Source organism: Pelagibaculum spongiae (genome assembly GCF_003097315.1).
GTDB lineage: Bacteria > Pseudomonadota > Gammaproteobacteria > Enterobacterales > Pelagibaculaceae > Pelagibaculum > Pelagibaculum spongiae.
This window is the reverse complement of record NZ_QDDL01000002.1, coordinates 538,838-557,824: the sequence shown is the minus strand read 5'-3', so window position 1 is coordinate 557,824 and position 18,987 is coordinate 538,838. Positions and strand designations below refer to the sequence as shown.

At 41.7% G+C, this 18,987-nt stretch carries 20 protein-coding genes; 6 read left to right on the top strand and 14 right to left on the bottom strand.

What is annotated here, in order from left to right:
* Positions 1 to 292: 292 nt before the first annotated feature.
* Entirely contained in the window at positions 293 to 937 is a 645-nt protein-coding gene (locus DC094_RS08460) for a hypothetical protein (protein WP_116686678.1), read from the top strand.
* A gap of 324 nt (positions 938 to 1,261) precedes the next feature.
* Here the strand turns inward: DC094_RS08460 and DC094_RS08455 are convergent, their stop codons facing one another.
* The 4 genes from DC094_RS08455 to DC094_RS08440 all read right to left on the bottom strand — a co-directional run bounded on the left by DC094_RS08455 (position 1,262) and on the right by DC094_RS08440 (position 4,334).
* On the bottom strand, positions 1,262 to 2,392 hold the full coding sequence (locus DC094_RS08455; protein ID WP_116686677.1) for a hypothetical protein: 1,131 nt from the start codon (positions 2,390 to 2,392) through the stop codon (positions 1,262 to 1,264).
* A gap of 264 nt (positions 2,393 to 2,656) precedes the next feature.
* Positions 2,657 to 3,172: a hypothetical protein gene (locus DC094_RS08450; RefSeq protein WP_133245503.1), complete on the bottom strand. Its 516-nt coding sequence runs from the start codon at positions 3,170 to 3,172 to the stop codon at positions 2,657 to 2,659.
* Between the two features lie 100 nt (positions 3,173 to 3,272).
* A complete protein-coding gene (locus tag DC094_RS08445) occupies positions 3,273 to 3,701 on the bottom strand; it encodes a phosphoadenosine phosphosulfate reductase (protein ID WP_133245502.1) in 429 nt (142 codons plus the stop codon).
* A gap of 168 nt (positions 3,702 to 3,869) precedes the next feature.
* A complete protein-coding gene (locus DC094_RS08440) occupies positions 3,870 to 4,334 on the bottom strand; it encodes a tRNA (cytidine(34)-2'-O)-methyltransferase (RefSeq protein WP_116686674.1) in 465 nt (154 codons plus the stop codon).
* A 160-nt stretch (positions 4,335 to 4,494) separates the two neighbouring features.
* Between DC094_RS08440 and argS the strand changes: the two genes are divergently transcribed.
* Positions 4,495 to 6,219 carry an arginine--tRNA ligase gene (gene argS, locus DC094_RS08435; RefSeq protein WP_116686673.1) on the top strand — a complete coding sequence of 575 codons (1,725 nt, stop codon included), beginning with the start codon at positions 4,495 to 4,497 and terminating at the stop codon, positions 6,217 to 6,219.
* A 44-nt stretch (positions 6,220 to 6,263) separates the two neighbouring features.
* On the opposite strand, the gene DC094_RS08430 is transcribed toward argS, so the two are convergent.
* The 3 genes from DC094_RS08430 to DC094_RS08420 form a co-directional block, all read right to left on the bottom strand.
* Complete coding sequence (locus tag DC094_RS08430) at positions 6,264 to 6,860, bottom strand: hypothetical protein (RefSeq protein WP_116686672.1); 597 nt, start codon at positions 6,858 to 6,860, stop codon at positions 6,264 to 6,266.
* Positions 6,861 to 7,216: 356 nt separating this feature from the next.
* Complete coding sequence (locus DC094_RS08425; protein ID WP_116686671.1) at positions 7,217 to 7,798, bottom strand: hypothetical protein; 582 nt, start codon at positions 7,796 to 7,798, stop codon at positions 7,217 to 7,219.
* A 353-nt stretch (positions 7,799 to 8,151) separates the two neighbouring features.
* The gene (locus tag DC094_RS08420) at positions 8,152 to 9,279 is read right to left on the bottom strand and encodes an isocitrate lyase/phosphoenolpyruvate mutase family protein (RefSeq protein ID WP_116686670.1); all 1,128 of its coding nucleotides are present in this window, start codon (positions 9,277 to 9,279) and stop codon (positions 8,152 to 8,154) included.
* Positions 9,280 to 9,745: 466 nt separating this feature from the next.
* Here DC094_RS08420 and DC094_RS08415 point away from each other — a divergent pair, with 466 nt between their 5' ends.
* The gene (locus tag DC094_RS08415) at positions 9,746 to 11,926 is read left to right on the top strand and encodes a malate synthase G (protein ID WP_116686669.1); all 2,181 of its coding nucleotides are present in this window, start codon (positions 9,746 to 9,748) and stop codon (positions 11,924 to 11,926) included.
* Positions 11,927 to 11,985: 59 nt separating this feature from the next.
* Here the strand turns inward: DC094_RS08415 and DC094_RS08410 are convergent, their stop codons facing one another.
* Both DC094_RS08410 and DC094_RS08405 read right to left on the bottom strand, forming a co-directional pair.
* Positions 11,986 to 12,228 (bottom strand): hypothetical protein, encoded by a 243-nt coding sequence (locus DC094_RS08410; RefSeq protein WP_116686668.1) that lies wholly within the window; start codon positions 12,226 to 12,228, stop codon positions 11,986 to 11,988.
* Between the two features lie 84 nt (positions 12,229 to 12,312).
* Complete coding sequence (locus tag DC094_RS08405; RefSeq protein ID WP_116686667.1) at positions 12,313 to 12,648, bottom strand: cyclic nucleotide-binding domain-containing protein; 336 nt, start codon at positions 12,646 to 12,648, stop codon at positions 12,313 to 12,315.
* Between the two features lie 99 nt (positions 12,649 to 12,747).
* Here DC094_RS08405 and DC094_RS22705 point away from each other — a divergent pair, with 99 nt between their 5' ends.
* Positions 12,748 to 12,993 (top strand): phosphorylase family protein, encoded by a 246-nt coding sequence (locus tag DC094_RS22705; RefSeq protein WP_206605604.1) that lies wholly within the window; start codon positions 12,748 to 12,750, stop codon positions 12,991 to 12,993.
* Between the two features lie 50 nt (positions 12,994 to 13,043).
* On the top strand, positions 13,044 to 13,274 hold the full coding sequence (locus tag DC094_RS22700) for a nucleoside phosphorylase-I family protein (RefSeq protein ID WP_255420878.1): 231 nt from the start codon (positions 13,044 to 13,046) through the stop codon (positions 13,272 to 13,274).
* A 409-nt stretch (positions 13,275 to 13,683) separates the two neighbouring features.
* On the opposite strand, the gene DC094_RS08395 is transcribed toward DC094_RS22700, so the two are convergent.
* From DC094_RS08395 to DC094_RS08385, 3 genes are all read right to left on the bottom strand, one after another.
* Positions 13,684 to 13,926 carry a winged helix-turn-helix domain-containing protein gene (locus DC094_RS08395; RefSeq protein WP_116686666.1) on the bottom strand — a complete coding sequence of 81 codons (243 nt, stop codon included), beginning with the start codon at positions 13,924 to 13,926 and terminating at the stop codon, positions 13,684 to 13,686.
* Positions 13,927 to 14,559: 633 nt separating this feature from the next.
* On the bottom strand, positions 14,560 to 15,135 hold the full coding sequence (locus DC094_RS08390) for a lysophospholipid acyltransferase family protein (RefSeq protein WP_116686665.1): 576 nt from the start codon (positions 15,133 to 15,135) through the stop codon (positions 14,560 to 14,562).
* Positions 15,136 to 15,327: 192 nt separating this feature from the next.
* Positions 15,328 to 16,482: a hypothetical protein gene (locus tag DC094_RS08385; RefSeq protein ID WP_116686664.1), complete on the bottom strand. Its 1,155-nt coding sequence runs from the start codon at positions 16,480 to 16,482 to the stop codon at positions 15,328 to 15,330.
* A gap of 119 nt (positions 16,483 to 16,601) precedes the next feature.
* On the opposite strand from DC094_RS08385, the gene DC094_RS08380 reads away from it, so the two are divergent.
* A complete protein-coding gene (locus DC094_RS08380; protein ID WP_158527265.1) occupies positions 16,602 to 16,955 on the top strand; it encodes a DUF3301 domain-containing protein in 354 nt (117 codons plus the stop codon).
* Positions 16,956 to 17,006: 51 nt separating this feature from the next.
* On the opposite strand, the gene DC094_RS08375 is transcribed toward DC094_RS08380, so the two are convergent.
* Entirely contained in the window at positions 17,007 to 17,402 is a 396-nt protein-coding gene (locus DC094_RS08375; protein WP_158527264.1) for an OsmC family protein, read from the bottom strand.
* A 146-nt stretch (positions 17,403 to 17,548) separates the two neighbouring features.
* Positions 17,549 to 18,925 carry a sodium-dependent transporter gene (locus DC094_RS08370; protein WP_116686661.1) on the bottom strand — a complete coding sequence of 459 codons (1,377 nt, stop codon included), beginning with the start codon at positions 18,923 to 18,925 and terminating at the stop codon, positions 17,549 to 17,551.
* Positions 18,926 to 18,987: the final 62 nt, after the last annotated feature.

The window sequence follows — 18,987 nt, the reverse complement described above, 5'->3', positions numbered from 1 at the left end:
CTTTTGAATGTAAATCACTTCTCATTTATTACTTTTCCTGTCGATTTTTTTCAAAATTATAGAGAAGTTGAAAAGCTAAAGTTATTGATTGTTTTAACAATAAAAATATACGTTAGACTTTATCGTAATTTCTTTTTTACACATAATAGCTGGCTTTAATTTATTGATACTCTAATCATGGACTAAAGAGAGTTTATATTGCAGGGATGTTCTTTGTTATCAAAGATTTGTTAGTTGTAGTAAGGATTTCTGTAAGGTGTTAAATGCTTTCTAAAGTTATGAGGAGTGTTACGTGAAGAGTAAAAATAAGGTCATATCAGTTCTTAAACCGCGCTTAGAGCCGCTACTTCCAAATATTGCTATTGCCAATGCAGCTAATTATAGAAAGCGCCGCCCTGGTGATACTGCGCCTGCCGTTGCTACTAACTTAAAGATCAATGCTGCGCTTTCTGGTGCAGTGATGAGTGCATTTAAAATGCGTAAAAAAAACCAGAAAGTAGATACAAAAGCTCCCGAATATTGGCTGAATACCGGCCGAGATCTTTCAGTAAGAATTAAAGCTGCGTCTAAAAGCCGCCCAATTGATTTGGTTTGTGATACTTGCTCAGCATTAGTTTTATTTTACTTGAAGGAATATCTTTCAGGTTCTGGTCATGCTGAATTATTTGCTGAAACCAAAATCCATCATCATTACGTGGTAGTTAATCGCAAACTGGATTCTCATATTCAGGATTATAGAACCTGGGGTTCAGATGCTTTTGTAGTCGATATCTGGCAGGCTTTGTTTTCGGGACATGAAGTGACTAAAAGAGGTGGCTGGGATACCGCACACCATTATAAGCATGGTATTTATCGCAATCCTAGAGAGCATGCTTATTCAACAGATATAGTTGGACAAAGATATAAGCTACAGTCGGATGTGTTGGTTGAGCTTTAAAGAACAGAAAGAAAAATGCTGAGAAGTTTGCTCGGCATTTATTAAATTATAATCCAGACTAAATAACCTAAGCCACCGAAAAATGCAGTTATAGTTAGTAATGCAATCATCATCAATATAGCTTCTCTAAACTTTGCAACCAGCCCGCCAGTGAAAATAGCGCTACTGATGATACAAATAAATCGAAACCATTTTGGTAAATCAAGTAATTAAAAATAAAAATACATAGAGTATTTGATGCTTTGCTGACTGCATTAGCGGTTCAGTTTATGATCGATGGTATCAAGCAAAGTAGCTTGTTGGGCGGGTAGATTTTTTTCAAGCCTAAATATCACAATTAAAATCTGGAGCGAATGGCATTGTTTCAGATTTTTCTCCTGTTTTAAGCCATTGATTATATTCGGTTGAGTAATGAGAAATGATTTCTGAAATCTGTTTTTGAGAGCAGGTATAACTCATCATTAAGTGCTGCCCTGGATATTTGAAGCCATGCTGCAAAGCTAGACCTCTATCTATTTTTTGTTCGAGTGAAAGCGAGGGGGCGTCACTATTTTCATAAAACTCTGTATTATAATAGAGACAGACATTTCCAAGAATATTTAACAATTCAAAGAATGTAAATGGTATGCCTGCTTTGATAAAATCTCGGTCAAAATTATCTTTAATATTGTAAGGAAACAAACCAGGGTTCGGGCTTCTATCTTGAAAAAAATTCAAGTCTTCTAAATTGATTCCTTCGAGGTTGAAATGAATCTTCCTACCATCGAAGACAGTTTTTAACATTGCAGATAGTACCCCGCCTCGGCTACGGGTATAGGCACGGGATACTTGGTTGGCACTCGCTGTTGATCCTGGATATGGAATGAGATATCTATTTTTTTTCATAAAATCAAAATCTGAGACAGCTGATTTTTTACTAGAAAAATTAGTTAGTGAGCATAGAGGGGGAGGGGCACCTTCGCTTGACATTAAATTCATTAGAAATTGGTTTAGATCACGTTGATGAGTTAATCCTAATGCTAAATCTGGTAAAAGAGGATCGTGCGTATAATGAAGCTTTATGTACTCAACGATATCTTTAGGTGGTAAAGTATTTATTTGAGGCAAAAACCCACCAAAAAATAGCTTTTGAATCATCAGAAACTTTTCTTTTTGTAGGCGACTTTTATTTGGTAGCCAAAGATCAAAAGGAGTCATATGCGCATCGCATATGATCGGTTCTCCCGGATTTAAAAGTATTGGTTTGGTAGCAATTTTTTTCGAATTGGGTACTTGGTGGAAAGGCGATATATAAGAGAGATTCCGTGTAAACGTTAAAGGAAAATACGCAGTGCGAATATGTCCATTGCAATAAGACATAGAAGGGGTGGATTGAATAGCAAGCTGGTCTTGAGTTAATAGCTTGAAAGCTTGACCAATTGACTGGGTGATAATTTTGCTTCTAGCTAGCAGCATAACGATTGCATATCCATTGCTTTAGGTTGTAGAGACAATAGATCATCTCATTTTGTTGTCTGGATAGATAATAGTAGACTGTGGTAAACCTTAGTGTAACGAACAAGTATTTTTAGAGTTGTTCTTTTATGACCTTGATGGGCGCTGTTTATCCATAAATAGCGCCGCTGTTATTTATCTATATAGTAGTTAACTTATTTAAGCTGGATTGAAAAAGTAATGCTTATAACTTCATTCAAACCCCATATTTTTTTCATAACACGACTAATATACTTTGATTGGGATGAAGTTGGCATACTTATGGTCCAATACTCGGATGCCGCGAGGGATCATTAATATTGCGCCGTCATCGCGTCGAGGCCAGCGAATACTATAGGTACCGGAAGCTTCAAAAATAGCTCGCACATGAACGACCGAGACCCGGGTGATATCGCGAGTTTTAATTAAAGCGAGTTTAACTAAATGTTCACCGGGTGGAATTCGAACTACTCCAAAGCCGCAATTGGGTACGGCGGCGATATGAGTTTTTAAGGTTCGGCAGAAACGCGCAGATTCATTGGAGCCATCTAGCCCCTGCAGTTCCATACCTTCAATGCCCATAATTCGAGCGTGGTAGCCGTAATTTCCCTGGCCTTTTAACTCATCGGCATAAACCGTGACATTGGCGGTGGAGGCAACACCTAGATTGTCCATGCGCATGTTTTGTGTGACGCAACCAGAAACCAATCCACTACCAATTACCAACAAAGCTGCTGTTATACGCCAAATCCAATGCTTCATATCCACTACCGATTACTGAAATTATCCCTGTCAGTTAATCGGCAGCAAATGCAGAAGCTTGATTGATTAGTGGCAACCTTTTTAGAGAACTTACTGCTTTTTAAATCGCTAGTCCGGTTATCAAACTTCGCGAGTACCACATTAAAACAAACGCTATCAAAGCAAAGCTCGTACTAAGAATGCCAACTAAGCGATCTTGCAACCAACCCATTAAACCGATCGAGGCAATAAACAAAAATACTGCGAGGGTTGCTGCAGAGGTACCAATTGAGCGGATATGACTAATGCTGGTTAGTAGTGCATCGCTAAATTCGGTGACACCCACTAATCGCAGAATTAATGTGACATCAATATAAAGGGCGACCAAAAATAACAATGCAGTCAGAATAAAATTAAGAATGCAGATGTCAGCAACTCGGCCACTGGTATAGCCACGGATAATCTGGACAGCAATCGAAACCGCAAAGCCCGCCATTAAGCTACTAATAAATGCAACCTGGCCGGTTTGCAGCTCCAGAACTTCGTTCATTAACATTCTCCGCTACTTGCTGGTGATATCAGTTCATGAAAATGATGATCACAACAAAAGACATAGTATTGAGATAATTGTTGTCGGCATGGCAGATTTCACAAGATTTTGAGTCAGTTCAGCAGACAGGGAATAGCGTCTGGCTGCTGAACGTTAACTACTAAGTGGTTAAACACCGCCATCGAAACCTAGCTGACGCCAGCTTTCATAAGCAATGACCGCTACCGCATTGGAAAGGTTCATGCTGCGACTGCCTTCCCGCATCGGAATGCGAATTTTCTGTTCCAACGGCAAGCTGGCAAGATATTCCGCTGGTAGGCCCCGGGTCTCTGGGCCAAATAGCAAAATGCTGTCTTGCTGTATTTTAGCTTGGCTATGAAATTGGCTGGTTTTGGTGGTGCAGGCCAAAATGTGCCGACCGGCCATTGCGGTTTGAAAGTCTTCAAAGCTTGCGTGCTCGGTGACATTGGCCATTTCCCGATAGTCTAAACCGGCGCGGCGACACTGTTTGCTGGAAAGATCGAAACCCAACGGGTGAATCAGGTGTAATCCAAAGCCCATGTTGGCGCAAAGACGGATGATATTACCGGTATTCGGTGGAATTTCTGGTTGATATAGCGCGATTTCAGGCATGGCGGGTCTGCTGCTGTGATTAATCGAAAGGCTTGTAAACATGCCGCGAAGGTTATCCTGACGCGGCAAACTGCGCTATCATATCGCACTTTTTACCACCCTGACTGCTGAGCATGTCGTCAGGTTTCAGACCAGCAGTTTTCCCGGAGAAGTGGAGCTCATGAATATTCGTCGTTATTTGGAACAGAAAGTGTCTCAGGCTATGGTGGCCGCGGGTTTACCAGAAGGTAGCAACCCGGCAGTACGACCAAGTGCCCGAGCCAACTTCGGCGACTATCAGGCCAACGGCATCATGGGTGCCGCTAAAAAGCTCAAAACCAATCCACGTGATCTGGCGAACAAGGTGCTTGAGTCGCTGGACTTGTCAGCGGAAGCAGAAAAAATTGAAGTGGCTGGCCCAGGCTTTATCAACATCCATCTCAAGCCAGAATGGTTGGCAAGCTTGTTGGAATCTGATGAGCGATTAGGTATTGCCAAAACTGACCAGCCACAAACTGTGGTGGTCGATTATTCGGCGCCTAATGTTGCTAAGGAAATGCACGTAGGTCACCTGCGTTCAGCCATCATCGGTGATGCGATGGTGCGTACTTTAGAATTCCTTGGTCATAAAGTTATTCGTCAGAATCACATTGGCGATTGGGGCACCCAGTTCGGCATGCTGATTGCCTTTATTGAAGAGCAGCAAGCTGAAGTTTCTGAGATGGACTTGTCTCAGTTGGTTAAGTTGTACCAGGCCGCCAAAAAACGTTTCGATGACGATGCTGCTTTTGCCACTAAAGCCCGCGACTATGTGGTTCGTTTGCAAGGTGGTGACGAAGGCTTTAGAAAAATTTGGAAGCAATTGGTCGATATCACTCTGAAGCAAAACCAGGGTGTTTATGACCGATTAAATGTTTCACTTACCCCCGCTGATGCTTGTGGTGAATCTTTCTACAATGACCGGCTTGCAAGTACCGTGAGTACTTTGCAAGAAAAGGGTATGGCCGTTGAAAGCCAAGGTGCTCAGGTCGTTTTTGTTGAAGAATTTAACAATAAAGATGGCGATCCACTGGGTGTGATTATCCAGAAATCAGATGGCGGTTATTTATATGCCACGACTGATTTGGCTGCGATTAATTATCGTACCGGTGAATTAAATGTTGACCGTATTATTTACTATGTCGATTCTCGCCAAGCACAGCATTTAGAGTCAGTTTATTTGATTGCTCGTAAAGCCGGTTTTGCCAAGCCGGAAACCCAATTACAACACCATCCATTTGGCATGATGATGGGTGATGATGGCCGCCCGTTTAAAACCCGCAGTGGTGAAAACGTTAAGTTAGCTGACTTGTTAGACGAAGCAGAAGTGCGGGCAGCTAAGGCCGTTGCAGAAAAAAGTACCGATTTATCTGACGAAGAAAAAGCAGCAGTTACCCAGGCAATTGCCATGGGTGCAGTTAAATATGCTGACCTGTCGAAAAACCGCACCAGTGATTATGTATTTAGCTGGGATTCGATGCTGAGCTTTGAAGGCAACACCGCACCTTACATGCTTTACGCCTACACCCGTGTTTGCAGTATTTTCCGCAAAGCGGACATTGAAATGGCTAGCCTGACCGGCACCCCTTCAATCATTGAACCACAGGAAAAAACACTGGCACTGAATTTGGCTCGCTTTGAAGAAGCGGTGGAAATTTTGTCAGAAGAAGGCGTGCCGCACATGCTGTGTAACTATCTTTATGAATTAGCGGGTAGCTACATGAGCTTTTACGAAGCCTGTCCGGTGAATAAAGATGATGTGGCCGCAGATGTGAAACAAAGCCGTTTGCTGCTATGTAAGCGCACGGCAGATACCTTAAAGCAAGGCCTGAGCCTGCTGGGTATTAACGTGGTTGAGAAGATGTAGATCGTTTAAATTAATCTTACTTAAATTAGTATTTTTAAAAATCCCTAATCAGCTTTCTGGTTAGGGATTTTTTGAATTAGTTGGTTATAGACTAGACCATTAGCAGATTTTAAAAAATCAACGTATGTGTTGCTCGCTGAATGTACAGCTTTTATTTTATTTTTAAATGCATCGACCAAATTCGAATTGTTATCGTCAATTAAAGTTAAGGAATTTATCGGCCATTTACTACCAAATGTTGCGTTGCAGTAATAAATAATCTCATTAATTTTTGATTTGCTATTATGCTCATGCCAATTGCGTTTGCTAATCCAATGCACTAGATTAATTGGATCTTGCCCGCTATGACTGTAGTTCTCTGAAAATAGAGTTGTTTTGAAAAAATAATTTAACATTGCTCTTGCTAATTCTGGTACATATGTAGAATTTGTAATGATGACTATATTAAATAGATCTTTATTAAACAGCATATGCTGAAAAAAAACAATATGATTTTGAAGGTAAAGAGGATGAAATGTTAAGTTTTCGATGGAAAATGAAACCTCTGTATTCAAATTTTCTTTTTGAATGGGCGATAGTTTTTCAATCCTCCCAGTATGTACGACCAAAGTTTCATCTAAATCGAAGAAGAAAAAATTCATTCAATAAATACTCTATCCATAGTTTGAAGCGATCCAGTGTTTAATCAAACAAGCGATTGAAAGCAAATGTTTTATTCAAAAATTCTTCTGTCACTGATTAATTGTAGTTTTTAGCTTGGCATTGCTTCTCAGCTATATCAATAAATCAGATGAGTTTTTCTCTAAAATCAAAGCTTACAGCCACAATTCTAATATTATCTAGTAGTGTCCAGACTGTATCTGAAACAATTGAAGGCTTACTAGAGCTGAACCTGAAAGAACTGGCAAATCATGAAGTACCCGTAATAACCAAGTCGATGATATTTCTGATTTTATCAAATCTTGTATCTTACCTAGGTTGGCTAGTTGAGGCTTCTTTACCATTCGTCTTTCGTGAACGACTTGGTTTCACCGAATACGAGCTCAGTAAGAGATGGTTGATAATCCGGAGCGGATGAATCAATTACAGTAATATTTAATTTATGGGCACGCTTTAAATGTTTAGGATGATTGTCAACCAAGAAACAATCTACATCTGTGAGTTTCTTGTTGTATAAAAATTCAATAATTGATTGAATCTTAGCTTCTTTTCTAATGTTTCCTAAATAATCTAAATCAACCCATGGAACCGTTTCAAAAGTTTCTGTTGCCTCGGATTGCATGTATTTAAAATCAGAAGTAAATAACTCGGTATCAAAAGATAAATTTATTTTTTCTCGTATTTTAGGTTTTTTATATTTAGATTTCGACATGATGAATACTTTAAAATCTTTTTGGTTGCAGTAGAAATGTTGAAAAACCATATGGTGGAGCTGATAGTAGAGAATGTAAAAATTTTTTTTAGCTATTTTTATTGTAGTTTGTTGGGTACTCCTTTTTTTTTGGAATTCCGATAGCATATGCAATCTACTTTCAGTCACGATTAAGGTTTCATCTAAGTCAAAGAATATAAATTTCACTTATCGATTTCCATTTTTACAATTTCAGTTTGTTTAAGATTGAAACTAATCTTTTGTAACTGAATTATTTGCTTGAGTAAGATGCGTAAAAAGAAACAAACACCCTCAATGTAGTCGTCATTAGCGAAGCGAATAGCGATTTGCCAACGAAATGTCATGCTTCGCCGAAGCTCAAGGATGACCTACGAAAAGTCACAGAAAGATTATTTATTTCCAAGATCTTAAATAGAATAGACTATTGTGCCAGATTGCCTTGGTCATATTGATACCATCTAGTAATGGCCAAATTGAACCTGAAGAAACTTAAAATCACTCTGGTCGCTGAAGAGTATCTCGATGTTTTTTATGAAAAATTAGATTCTTGCTTGCTGAGGTGCTTTAGCCAAGGCATTCGGCATCTGGTTAAAAGCGGGCGCGGCTATTTTTCTTTTTGAAACACTTTTTAACTTAAAACCATCAGAATTAGTGAATAATAATTTATAGCCTAAAGATTGCAGGTGCTTGTGGTATTGAGCAATTTGGGTTTGGTTAAATCGATCGGCCCAGATAAAGTCATTGGCGCAATTATAGGCCAGTAACTTACCAGGGGATTGTTTGTGAATGGCTTTGGAAAACTGTGCGGCTTGTAATAAATCCGGGCGTTCAGTTTCTAGCCATAACACATCGGCATATGGGGCATATGCCAAGCCTCTGGCAATCGCATGCTCAATGCTGCTTTGGGTATGGTAATAACCTTCCTGATTTCGAGTGCCACTTAAGAATTGAGCATCGGCAGGGTCGCTATTGCTGGTAGTCAGTGCTGCACTATGCGCATCACAGCGAACAAAAATTAGGGTATTGCTATTGGCAACATCGGCAGCTAATCGAGCAGCAACCAATTTTTGCACCGCTTCACGGGTTGGCAATAATACTCGTCCTTCATGGTGCCCTGACTGTTTCAGCACCATTAGCTGATCTTCAAAATGGACCCCGGCAACACCTGCTTCAATATATGAGCGCATTAACTCATAAGCATTTAACACCCCAGAACAATCGACTTCGGCATCGGCAATGATTGGCATGGTAGTCGGGTCGATGGTCTGTGATAACTGATGCACCATGCCAGGCATGCTATTGACTGGAAAGCGGGTGAAATCGTTATATAGAGGAAAACCGAAGTTTTGGTCAGCAGTGATTTGCCAGCCAGCGAGATAGGCTAATAATTTGCCCGATCTTTGCTGCTGTTGTGCTTGCTCGGGAGACAATGTGCCGTCACAGTGAATCAATTCTGGCTGGTTTAGTAGCGACCATAAATTATCTGCTGCGGCTTTGGCGGTGGAAAAATCGAATGGCTGGGCGAGCTGCAACTGCGTGACTTTCTGTGGCGAATAGGTGCGCTGAGCTTTGTTCCAGCGAGGGTTATCAGCCCATTGGCTAGCCAGTTTCTCGGATGGTGAAGGCTTGAGCTGATCATTAAGCACAACCATTTTTTCTGCAGTCATTTTGATCCCCTGAAACTTCTTTTCTTCGATCCGGCGTTCATTTGCTGCTTTGTTCTAGCGGGCTTTCTGATATTTAATTGACCTAGTAAAAGTCGCTATTTGTCCTCGTAATAAAACCATCATATGACGTGGTTGTATTTTAAAGAAATTCACCTAATCAATGCCGCATATTTTTTAAATGAATGGCCATTTGTAGCTCAATCGATGACGCTATCAGCCAAGCGGTATATGATGTGAAATAATTTCTAGCATCAGTGAATCGCTGTTGAAAACGCAAGGAAAGTTTTAATTCTTCAGTCTAAAACCATCAAAGCTGATGCAGAGTGTTTGATTCTGGCAGGATGCCGGAAGACGCAGGTTTTCTTTCAGTTCAAGGCAAGTTTTGCCGTGTCCTGCACCAACCCGCTGCAGCTTGTATTGGTTAGTTAAATACAAGCCGGGTGACAAGAACAAGAGGCTAATAATTATGACAACACGCGTTCAAGTAGGTGACCTGAAGGTTGCCAAGGTACTTTTCGATTTCATTAACGAGAAGGCTATTCCTGGAACCGGCGTCTCTGTAGATCAATTCTGGGCAGGTTTTCACACTATATTGGCAGACTTGGCACCTCGTAATCGCCAGTTGCTGGAAAAGCGTGAATCGCTGCAAGCGCAAATTGATGACTGGCATCGTGCTCAGGCGGATAAGGGTCATGACCCAGTCGCTTACAAAGCATTTTTGCAGGAAATTGGTTATTTGTTACCCCAGGGCGAGGCTTTTTCAGCCAGCACTGAAAGCGTAGATGCTGAGCTTGCTACTTTGGCTGGGCCACAGTTGGTAGTTCCGGTAATGAATGCGCGTTATGCGTTGAATGCCGCCAATGCACGTTGGGGCAGTTTGTATGATGCGCTTTACGGCACCGATGTTATTTCTGATGCCGATGGCGCAGAAAAAGGTAAGGGTTATAACCCCAAGCGTGGCGCTAAGGTTATTGAATACGCGCGTAACTTCCTTGATCAAGCAGCTCCTTTGGCAGCAGGTAGTCATAAAGATGCGGTGAATTATTCAATTCATCGCGGCCAATTGAATATCAAACTAAAAGGTGGCGAGCAGACCTCGTTAAAAAATAGCAACCAATTAGCGGGTTATCAGGGTAAACCTGAAGCACCTTTGGCTATTTTGTTTAAGCACAATGGTTTGCATTTCGAAATCCAGATAGATCCATCAACTGTAATCGGACAAAGTGACGCTGCAGGCGTTAAAGATGTCTTAATGGAAGCTGCACTCAGCACCATAATGGATTGTGAAGATTCAATCGCAGCGGTTGATGCTGAAGATAAGGTTGTGGTTTATGGCAACTGGCTGGGATTGATGCAGGGTAACCTGACTGAAAAAGTCAGTAAGGGTGATAAAACCATTACTCGTACTTTGAATCAGGATCGTCAATATACTGCGCCAGATGGCGGTGAAATTTCACTGCATGGTCGTTCATTAATGTTTGTTCGTAATGTCGGACATTTAATGACTATTAATGCGATTTTAGATATTGATGGTAATGAAATTCCAGAAGGTATTCTGGACGGCATGATGACTTCATTAATCGCCATGCATGATTTAAAGCGTACTGGCAACCTGGCAAACTCTCGTGCTAATAGCATTAATATTGTAAAACCAAAAATGCATGGCCCGGAAGAAGTCGCATTTGCCAATGAGTTATTTGGTCGTATTGAAGACGTACTCCAGCTGCCAACTAATACCATTAAAGTCGGTATTATGGATGAAGAGCGTCGCACTACGGTAAACCTCAAGCAATGTATTAAAGCAGCCGAGCAACGCGTAGTATTTATTAATACCGGTTTCCTCGATCGTACGGGTGACGAAATTCATACTTCCATGGAAGCTGGGCCAATGGTGCCTAAGGCCGAAATGAAGCAACAGCCGTGGATTAATGCCTACGAAGACTGGAATGTCGACACAGGTTTGGCTTGTGGATTAAGTGGCCGAGCGCAAATCGGTAAAGGCATGTGGGCGATTCCAGATAATATGGCGATGATGATGGAAGCCAAAATCGGCCATCCAAAATCAGGCGCCAATACTGCCTGGGTACCTTCGCCAACCGCAGCTACTTTGCATGCGCTGCATTACCACATGATTGATGTTTTTGATCTGCAGAAATCGATTGCCCAGCGTGAAACTGCTTCGCTGGATGATATTTTAACCATTCCGCTGCTACAGGATCGAAATTCACTCACTGCAGAAACGATTCAAAATGAACTGGACAATAATGCCCAAGGTATTTTGGGTTATGTGGTGCGCTGGGTTGAAGCGGGAATTGGTTGTTCTAAGGTGCCAGATATTAACGATGTCGGCTTAATGGAAGACCGTGCAACCTTGCGTATTTCCAGCCAGCACATTGCTAACTGGTTGCGCCACGGCATTTGTACTGAAGCTCAGGTGATGGAAACATTACAACGGATGGCCGCAGTGGTTGATCGTCAAAATGCCAATGACCCGACTTATCGTAATATGGCGCCAAATTTTGTAGATAGCATTGGTTTCCAGGCGGCATACGACCTGATATTCAAAGGTTGTGAGCAGCCTAGCGGTTATACCGAGCCATTGTTGCATGCACGTCGCCGTGAATATAAAGCACGTTTTGGCGGCTAAAGCCGATTTGTTTTAAGTGCGAAAAATAAAAATGTCGAGTTAATTACTCGGCATTTTTTTTATTTTTCTTCATGACTGTGAATGAACCTAGAAAGTTTGTCATGGTCTTTTACCAGAATTTCATTGCCATCCTTTTGGACGATTTTCAGATCAATTAATTGAGTAATAACTCGTCGATAAACTCTTTCAGAACAACTGAATTTTTCTGCTTCGGTAGGCCCTTGGTCAAACCGTATTGAAGGCTTATCATCAATATGTCTTTCCAGAAAATCTTTAGCGATGTTATAAGCGAGAGGATACATAAATTGGTTAGCTGCCTGATTAAGAATTGATTAATAGATCTCAGATAAATTATGGCTGAGCCAAATAGCTATCTGAGGCGTCGTTTAAAGTAATGCTGTTAGCTCAGGTACGGGTACTAAAATCGCTGATATTTCGTTATCACAGCGGACGTCAAACTGGTTGGGACCACTAGTGAGCAACTCGATCTCACCAAATAAGCGGTTTGCAACCATCGCTTTGCCATAACTAAATCGGCGACCATTTGCTGCAGTATAGTTGACATGACAGACACTATGCTCAACCCACAAAAGATGTTTGTTCAATTGGCCCTGCCGTAACAAAAAATCTCCGGTATCAAATGTTTTTCTGGCAAAGTCTTGTTGGTTAACCCACTGACAAATCAGCTGATGACCCTGTTTTGCAAGCCGTTCTATTGTCATATTAATCACTTGAATAAATTTTTTCAGACGGACAGTTGTCCTACTTACTGTCCAGTAGTTTCTCTGGCCTAAGCCATAGTAGTTCGACTGGAGAGAATTATGACCGCCCACATCAATGCTCAGCCTGACAATTTTTCAGAAACAGTACCAATGCCTAGCGACCCTCTACGTGCAAAATATATTGCAGAAACCTATCTGCAACATGTGCGAGAAGTGACCAATGTACGAAATATGCTGGGATTTACCGGTACTTATAAAGGCAAGCCTGTTTCAGTGATGGGTCATGGAATGGGTATTCCTTCAGTGGCTATTTATGCCCATGAATTAATCCATTTTTATGGGTAAAAAGCATAATTCGTGTTGGTAGCTGTGGTGGTGTTGCGGGCGATATAAAGTTGCGAGATTTGATTGTTGCCACCGGAGCTAGTACTGCGTCTTCGACTAATCGGGATCGTTTTGCCGGTTATGATTACAGTGCAACGCCAGATTTTGAATCGCTGAAAAACTGTTGGCAAGCAGCAGATCATCTGGGGCTGCAAGTTCGTTACGGTAATATTTTTTCAAATGATCTTTTCTATGGTGGCAAGCCCAAGAAATTGGCTGCCATGAAAAAATGGACATTTTAGCAGTGGAAATGGAAGCTGCGGGCTATTTAGCCTCTCTTACCGTGACGGCTTCTTTGTTGATGAGCAATATGCGCTGGCTAAGGGTAAGTAACACTTGCGGCTGCGTATTGTTTGTTGGCTATGGTTTGGTGATTAGTGCTTTTCCGGTAGTGCTACTAAACAGTTCGTGCACAGTAATCAATGTTTGTCATTTAATTAAAATGAAAAAAAAGCCTCGCAATAATACGAGGCTTTTTATAGACTAAAAGCTTTGTAAACTTTAATCGCTCATAGTTTTGCAGCCGCCAATATCGTTAATCGACGAGAAAATACTGTAAAAATAATACGATTGCGATCTTTAAGTATCGGACGCTTATTTAATTTACAAAAACATAGTTGTTTGTTTTATTTCAGGTTGTTTCTCTTGCAGTTATTTCTTTTCGTGGCTATGAATAAACCGTAAAAGTTTATCAATATCTTTTACCGTGATATTTCTTCCATTTTTTTCAATAATTTTTAAATCGATTAATTGAGTAATAACCCGCCGATAGACTCTTTCTGAACAGCTAAATCTTTCAGCTTCAAGTGCTACCTGCTCGAATTGTATGAGTGTGTTATCACCGGTGTGTCTTTCCAGAAAGTCTTTGGCAATGTCGTAAGCTAGAGGATACATAAATTGATTAGCTGCCTGATTAAGAATTGATTAATAGATCTCAGATAAATTATGGCTGAGCCAAATAGCTATCTAAGAGTCGTTTCAAGTAATGCTGCTGTGAGCCGAGACTAAACTGCTATGTGCAGCGCGTATCAATCGGGTTGGGCTGTTTGAGAAGTATGGCCGCTCCGCATCAGCCGCTTTTGACCATCTCTGAGCTATAACGTGCAGTATAGTTGACAAGAAACTCAATATGGTTGGGTGAGAATGTTTTTTAGATGGTCAATAGCACTGTTTGCTAGCTGTTCTAGCCTAGGCAGCATTAATGAACGAGAAAGGACTATAACCCCTAGTATTAGCGCCCAAGTGGATTGTTTTGCACAAACAGCATTGATACTCGGTGACTTGCTGAGGGTAAAGTTGATTGCAAAATACACCCAAATATTTTTGGGCTCATCGCTAGCAGAAAAAGCAGATCGGTTTGTGAAGTTGTCGAGACATAAAGCGGTTAGCATAATGCCAAGCCTTAGAATGATTCTTGTGGTTAGGTCGTAAATTTCAACAAATAATTTTCGGTTATTAATATCTAATGAAATAAAAAGCTCCGCAATAATGCGAAGCTTTTTAGTTTTTAATTCGACAGTTAAATTATTAGAACTGATCAGGCCGCTTGCCTTTAATTTCAGCGTAAAACTTCTGAATTTCTATCAAATCTTTTTCGTAATCACCGGTGGTTTCAAACAAAGGGCCGAATCCGCCACGTTTACGCTGGAAATCCAGATACCCCAAAGCAATCGGTACGCTGGCACCATGGGCGACGTGGTAAAAACCGCTCTTCCATTTGGATACTTTACTGCGAGTACCTTCTGGTGGAATCACTACGATCAGTTGCTGGTGAATAGCGAATTGATCGACAACCTGTTGTACTAAACCATGTTTTGCTTTGCGCTCAACCGGTATTCCGCCGAGCCACCTCATCATCGGTCCCATTGGGCCGTTGAACAAAGCGTCTTTGCCCATCCAGTAGATTTTCATCTCGAATAGGAAAGCCATGGCAATGGTCAGTGGGAAGTCCCAGTTGCTGGTGTGAGGCGCGGCGATCACCACGTATTTTTCAGAGGCGGGTGCTTTGCCTTCCAGTTTCCAGCCAGCCAGTTTGAGCCCGAGGCGCGATAAACCACGGAAGATGTTGTTTACAATGGGAGTATCAAAAATAGTGCGCTGCATGCTGCTTCCAGACACCGGGAAAAAATAAAGACGCAATATACACTAGCTTGAGTAGTTTGACACTAAGTCAGATTCTAATGCTCGACTCAATTGCTGATATGGCATGAGTCGAAAAATGTGATTTTTGAAGGTGTAAATTATGAATTTTCTCAAATGGTTAAGTTTTTCGGTATGTAAGTAAAAATATAAAAACTAATCTTCTAAATTTTCTAGTAATCGAATTGGCAAGCGTATTTCAGGTGCCAGATAACTGTTATTGGCCGCCATTAACCGGTTGAGCTTTTCTTTAAATGGCATGTTGGCTTCTATATTGATGGGAGTAAAGCCATAGCTAGTAAATAACAAATTAATATCTGCTAAAAAAAGTCCTTGCTGTACTTGGTTTTCCAGTTCACCACGCTGTAAGCGAACCGATAACATTTGTTGCGCCATGCTAATGATTAAATTTTTAATTTCGTGATAATCATTGGGATCAAACGATTCATCAATTTGGTAAATTATTTGTAAATTTTGTTGATAGCGGCTGATAAATTGATCGCGCAATGCTTCCATATCATCTGAAGTGTCATTGCCAATAATATTCAAATCTTGTTGGTCGAGCATTACTGCCCAGTGAAGCCGTAAATACTCTACCCATCGGTCGACTTGGCTGAGCTCTTGTTGCTGGGTGGCATAGCGGGTTGCCAATGAAACCACTGTGTCTAAAGGAAGCGGCTCATACTGAGTTGCAATATCCTGAAACATTTTTTGCAGTGCAAGATTAGAAAAATGCTGTTGATCACCTTTTAGTAATGAAAAAAATCGACCATTTAATTGTCGTTGCATCGTATGTTCACTGGCACCCAACATCAATACGGCAAATAAATCAGCAAAGCGTTCAGCACTGGCACTGTCGGGCAAATTTTCAAAGCAGTGGCCAATTTCATGGAACAATACCATTTTGTTAAATGCTTCTGCCTGGCCTTGCCAAGGGTTGTAAGGATATTCGGTTAGCAGTTCAATCAGTGCTGGTGTTTCAACATGGCTTTGGTAGCTGCCAGGTAGAGATATCATGCAAGGTAAGTATTCACCGGGAATTTTCAGGCTAAAACCAGCCTGAGTTGCTTGGGACAATCCGCGCTGGTAGCGGGCGAGCCAACTTTCCTTTTGCGGGTGTTGCGGTAAATTTAATTGTTCAAGTAGCTGTGCAGAGGGCCTTTCAATTAACCAGATTGGAAAATTAAACTGCTGGGAAAGTTGGTGGCTATAGTCTGATGCTACTGTTGAGTCGTTTAAAAATTTACTGAGAGGACTGGCTTTTAATAACAAACTAAAACTAAGCAACAAGAGACAAACTAGCGCGCGCATAAACTTTCCAAGCTAAAATATTGACCGTAAGCAAAATTATGGTTGTTGTAAGGGAATTTTTCCTTCAATCTCTAATCAAATGATCTGTTAACTATTCAAATATTTGGGGAATGGGTTCCGTGTCACTACTTGAAGTATTGGTATTATTTGTAGTCGCCGGTTTCGTTGGCTTTATCTGGAAGTCGATCGCGATCAAGGATCATGCAGTTTATTTGGCCAAACAGGTTTGCAACAAAGAAAACCTGCAGCTGCTAAATGCAACTGTTAGCCAGCAGCGCTGCTGGATACAGCGAGACCAAAAGAGCGGCCGTTTAATGTTTGGGCGCTTGTATGAATTTGAGTTTTCTGGTGATGGCCAAGAGCGCCGTAAAGGCTGGATGACTATGGGTGGTATGGCGTTAGAAAGTATTCACCTTGAGCCTTGGAAAGAAGGTTATATTCCTCCCAAAGCCGGTGGTTCACCCTTTAGCTGAAACTGATCCATTGCTTCCGTAGGAAGCTTTTATCCCAATCAGTTTTGCTGATTAAACAACGGCGATCTCAATTGAGAGCGCCGTTTTTAATGTGTTGGCAACAATGCATCCCTTCTCTGCCAATTGGCATAGCTTTTCCAGTAGACCATGCTCACACCCTTGGGCATTAACGGTCAGCTTGATCGAAGTAAACTTGGCTGGCATACCATCGAGTTCACCGCTGGCTTGGATCCGAATGTTACTCAAGTCAATTGCTCTGGCTTCAGCGGCAGCAACTAAGTTGCTATAAAAACAGCCCGCCAAACCCGCTACTAGATATTCACCGCCCATAGGGCCGCGATCAGTACCGCCTTTTTCTTCCGGTCGATCAACTAATACTCGGTGTTGACGAATTTGTAAGCTGCCCGCTGAAGACTCAAGGCCTTCAAGATTGATGGTAATTGCCATAAAACATAACTCCTGACTTGCACGTAAAAAGCTGGGTAATAGAGATTGTAGGCTGACTAAAATGCTTGGGCAGAAAACAATCAGGCCCGGCATAAAGCCGAGCCTGAATCTATAACCGGTTTGTAGTAGTTTGCCTGTAAGCCATTTTAGTTAAAAAACACCACCAGAATCATTACTGGGCAGATGAACTTGACGTACCAAGGCCAGATCTTCCAGAACAAGCTGCTTTCGATTTCTGGATTGCCTTGCTGAAGTTCTTTCAGCAAACGGTCTCGCCTTAACACCCACATCAACAGCAAACCAAAGACCATTGCTAATGCTGGCTGGGCATAAACCGTGGTAATCGTGATAACCAGGCCGAACAAACTGCCGAAGTTAAACACAATAATGGTTGAGATCAGGGTAATAACGCCGCCAGTTAACCAGCTCATTTTCTTGCGCGGCTGGTTAAATTGCTCACAAGCCATATTGACCGGTGATTCCAACATCGAAATGGTTGAAGTAATTGCGGCTATTGTCAGCAGTGTAAAAAAGCCAATCGCAATAAAAGGTCCGACTGAGCCCATGGTATTAAACATTGCCGGTAGCACGGTGAATACTAATGTGTCAGACGACAGTAACGAGCCATCTTCAGCATAAATCGTCACGCCATTTTTTTGAGCAACAAACATCGCAGGAATAATTAATAAGCCGGCTAAAATCGCAACAAAGGTATCTAGCCCGGCAACCATTGCCGCAGTCGCTGGCAAGTTTTCTTTCTTCGCTAAGTAGCTGCCATACACCATCATGCCGGTGACACCCAATGAGAGCGAGAAGAATGCTTGGCCCATTGCGCTGACCATTAAATCGGCGTTGATCTGGCTAAAATTGGGTATCAGATATAACTCTAAACCTTCCATTGCGCCTGGCTGACATAAAATATAAACCGACAATAAAACCAGCAAAATCAGTAACGCAGGCATTAATCGTTTTGACCAGCGCTCGATACCGGCACTCACGCCATCCTGAACCACTCGAATGGTCAGCAGCATAATTACCAGCATCATTACTAAGTTACGGCTGGTTGAAAACCCGGTTAACCAATCGGCAATTGCATTCATGCCAAGCAGGCTAAAAATTGGTTCCAGCATAAAGGAGACTAGCCAGCCGGCAACAATCGCATAAAAACTAAGAATTAAAGACAGCGCACAAACGCCTAAAATACCGCTTAGGCTGGCGAAATTTTTCGCAGTGGGATTGTCGGATAAATTGCGTAATGCAGCGATTGGATTTTTCTGAGACAACCGGCCAATGGTTAATTCCGCCACCAACATTGGGTAAGCCAGAATAAATACCATGATCAGATAAATCAGTAGAAATGCGCCACCGCCATTTTGGGCGGCCTGGGTTGGGAAACCCCAGATATTTCCAAGACCAATTGCAGAGCCTGCAGCGGCAAGAATAAATCCTATACGAGATGAGAATCCCTGCCTCTCTTCATTTGAAGAACTGGGGGAGGCGATGTCGGATTGAGCGTTGTGCATCGTCGGGCTCCTATATATACCCAAGCCACTTCAAGATGTGCGTTCAGGATCTCTGAGAGAAT

Coding starts and splice junctions, on each gene's coding strand:
- DC094_RS08455 (WP_116686677.1), bottom strand. CDS start 2,392: ATGCTGCTAGCTAGAAGCAAAATTATCACCCAGTCAATTGGTCAAGCT.
- DC094_RS08450 (WP_133245503.1), bottom strand. CDS start 3,172: ATGAAGCATTGGATTTGGCGTATAACAGCAGCTTTGTTGGTAATTGGT.
- DC094_RS08445 (WP_133245502.1), bottom strand. CDS start 3,701: ATGAACGAAGTTCTGGAGCTGCAAACCGGCCAGGTTGCATTTATTAGT.
- DC094_RS08440 (WP_116686674.1), bottom strand. CDS start 4,334: ATGCCTGAAATCGCGCTATATCAACCAGAAATTCCACCGAATACCGGT.
- argS (WP_116686673.1), top strand. CDS start 4,495: ATGAATATTCGTCGTTATTTGGAACAGAAAGTGTCTCAGGCTATGGTG.
- DC094_RS08430 (WP_116686672.1), bottom strand. CDS start 6,860: ATGAATTTTTTCTTCTTCGATTTAGATGAAACTTTGGTCGTACATACT.
- DC094_RS08420 (WP_116686670.1), bottom strand. CDS start 9,279: ATGACTGCAGAAAAAATGGTTGTGCTTAATGATCAGCTCAAGCCTTCA.
- DC094_RS08415 (WP_116686669.1), top strand. CDS start 9,746: ATGACAACACGCGTTCAAGTAGGTGACCTGAAGGTTGCCAAGGTACTT.
- DC094_RS08410 (WP_116686668.1), bottom strand. CDS start 12,228: ATGTATCCTCTCGCTTATAACATCGCTAAAGATTTTCTGGAAAGACAT.
- DC094_RS08405 (WP_116686667.1), bottom strand. CDS start 12,648: ATGACAATAGAACGGCTTGCAAAACAGGGTCATCAGCTGATTTGTCAG.
- DC094_RS22705 (WP_206605604.1), top strand. CDS start 12,748: ATGACCGCCCACATCAATGCTCAGCCTGACAATTTTTCAGAAACAGTA.
- DC094_RS08395 (WP_116686666.1), bottom strand. CDS start 13,926: ATGTATCCTCTAGCTTACGACATTGCCAAAGACTTTCTGGAAAGACAC.
- DC094_RS08390 (WP_116686665.1), bottom strand. CDS start 15,135: ATGCAGCGCACTATTTTTGATACTCCCATTGTAAACAACATCTTCCGT.
- DC094_RS08385 (WP_116686664.1), bottom strand. CDS start 16,482: ATGCGCGCGCTAGTTTGTCTCTTGTTGCTTAGTTTTAGTTTGTTATTA.
- DC094_RS08375 (WP_158527264.1), bottom strand. CDS start 17,402: ATGGCAATTACCATCAATCTTGAAGGCCTTGAGTCTTCAGCGGGCAGC.
- DC094_RS08370 (WP_116686661.1), bottom strand. CDS start 18,925: ATGCACAACGCTCAATCCGACATCGCCTCCCCCAGTTCTTCAAATGAA.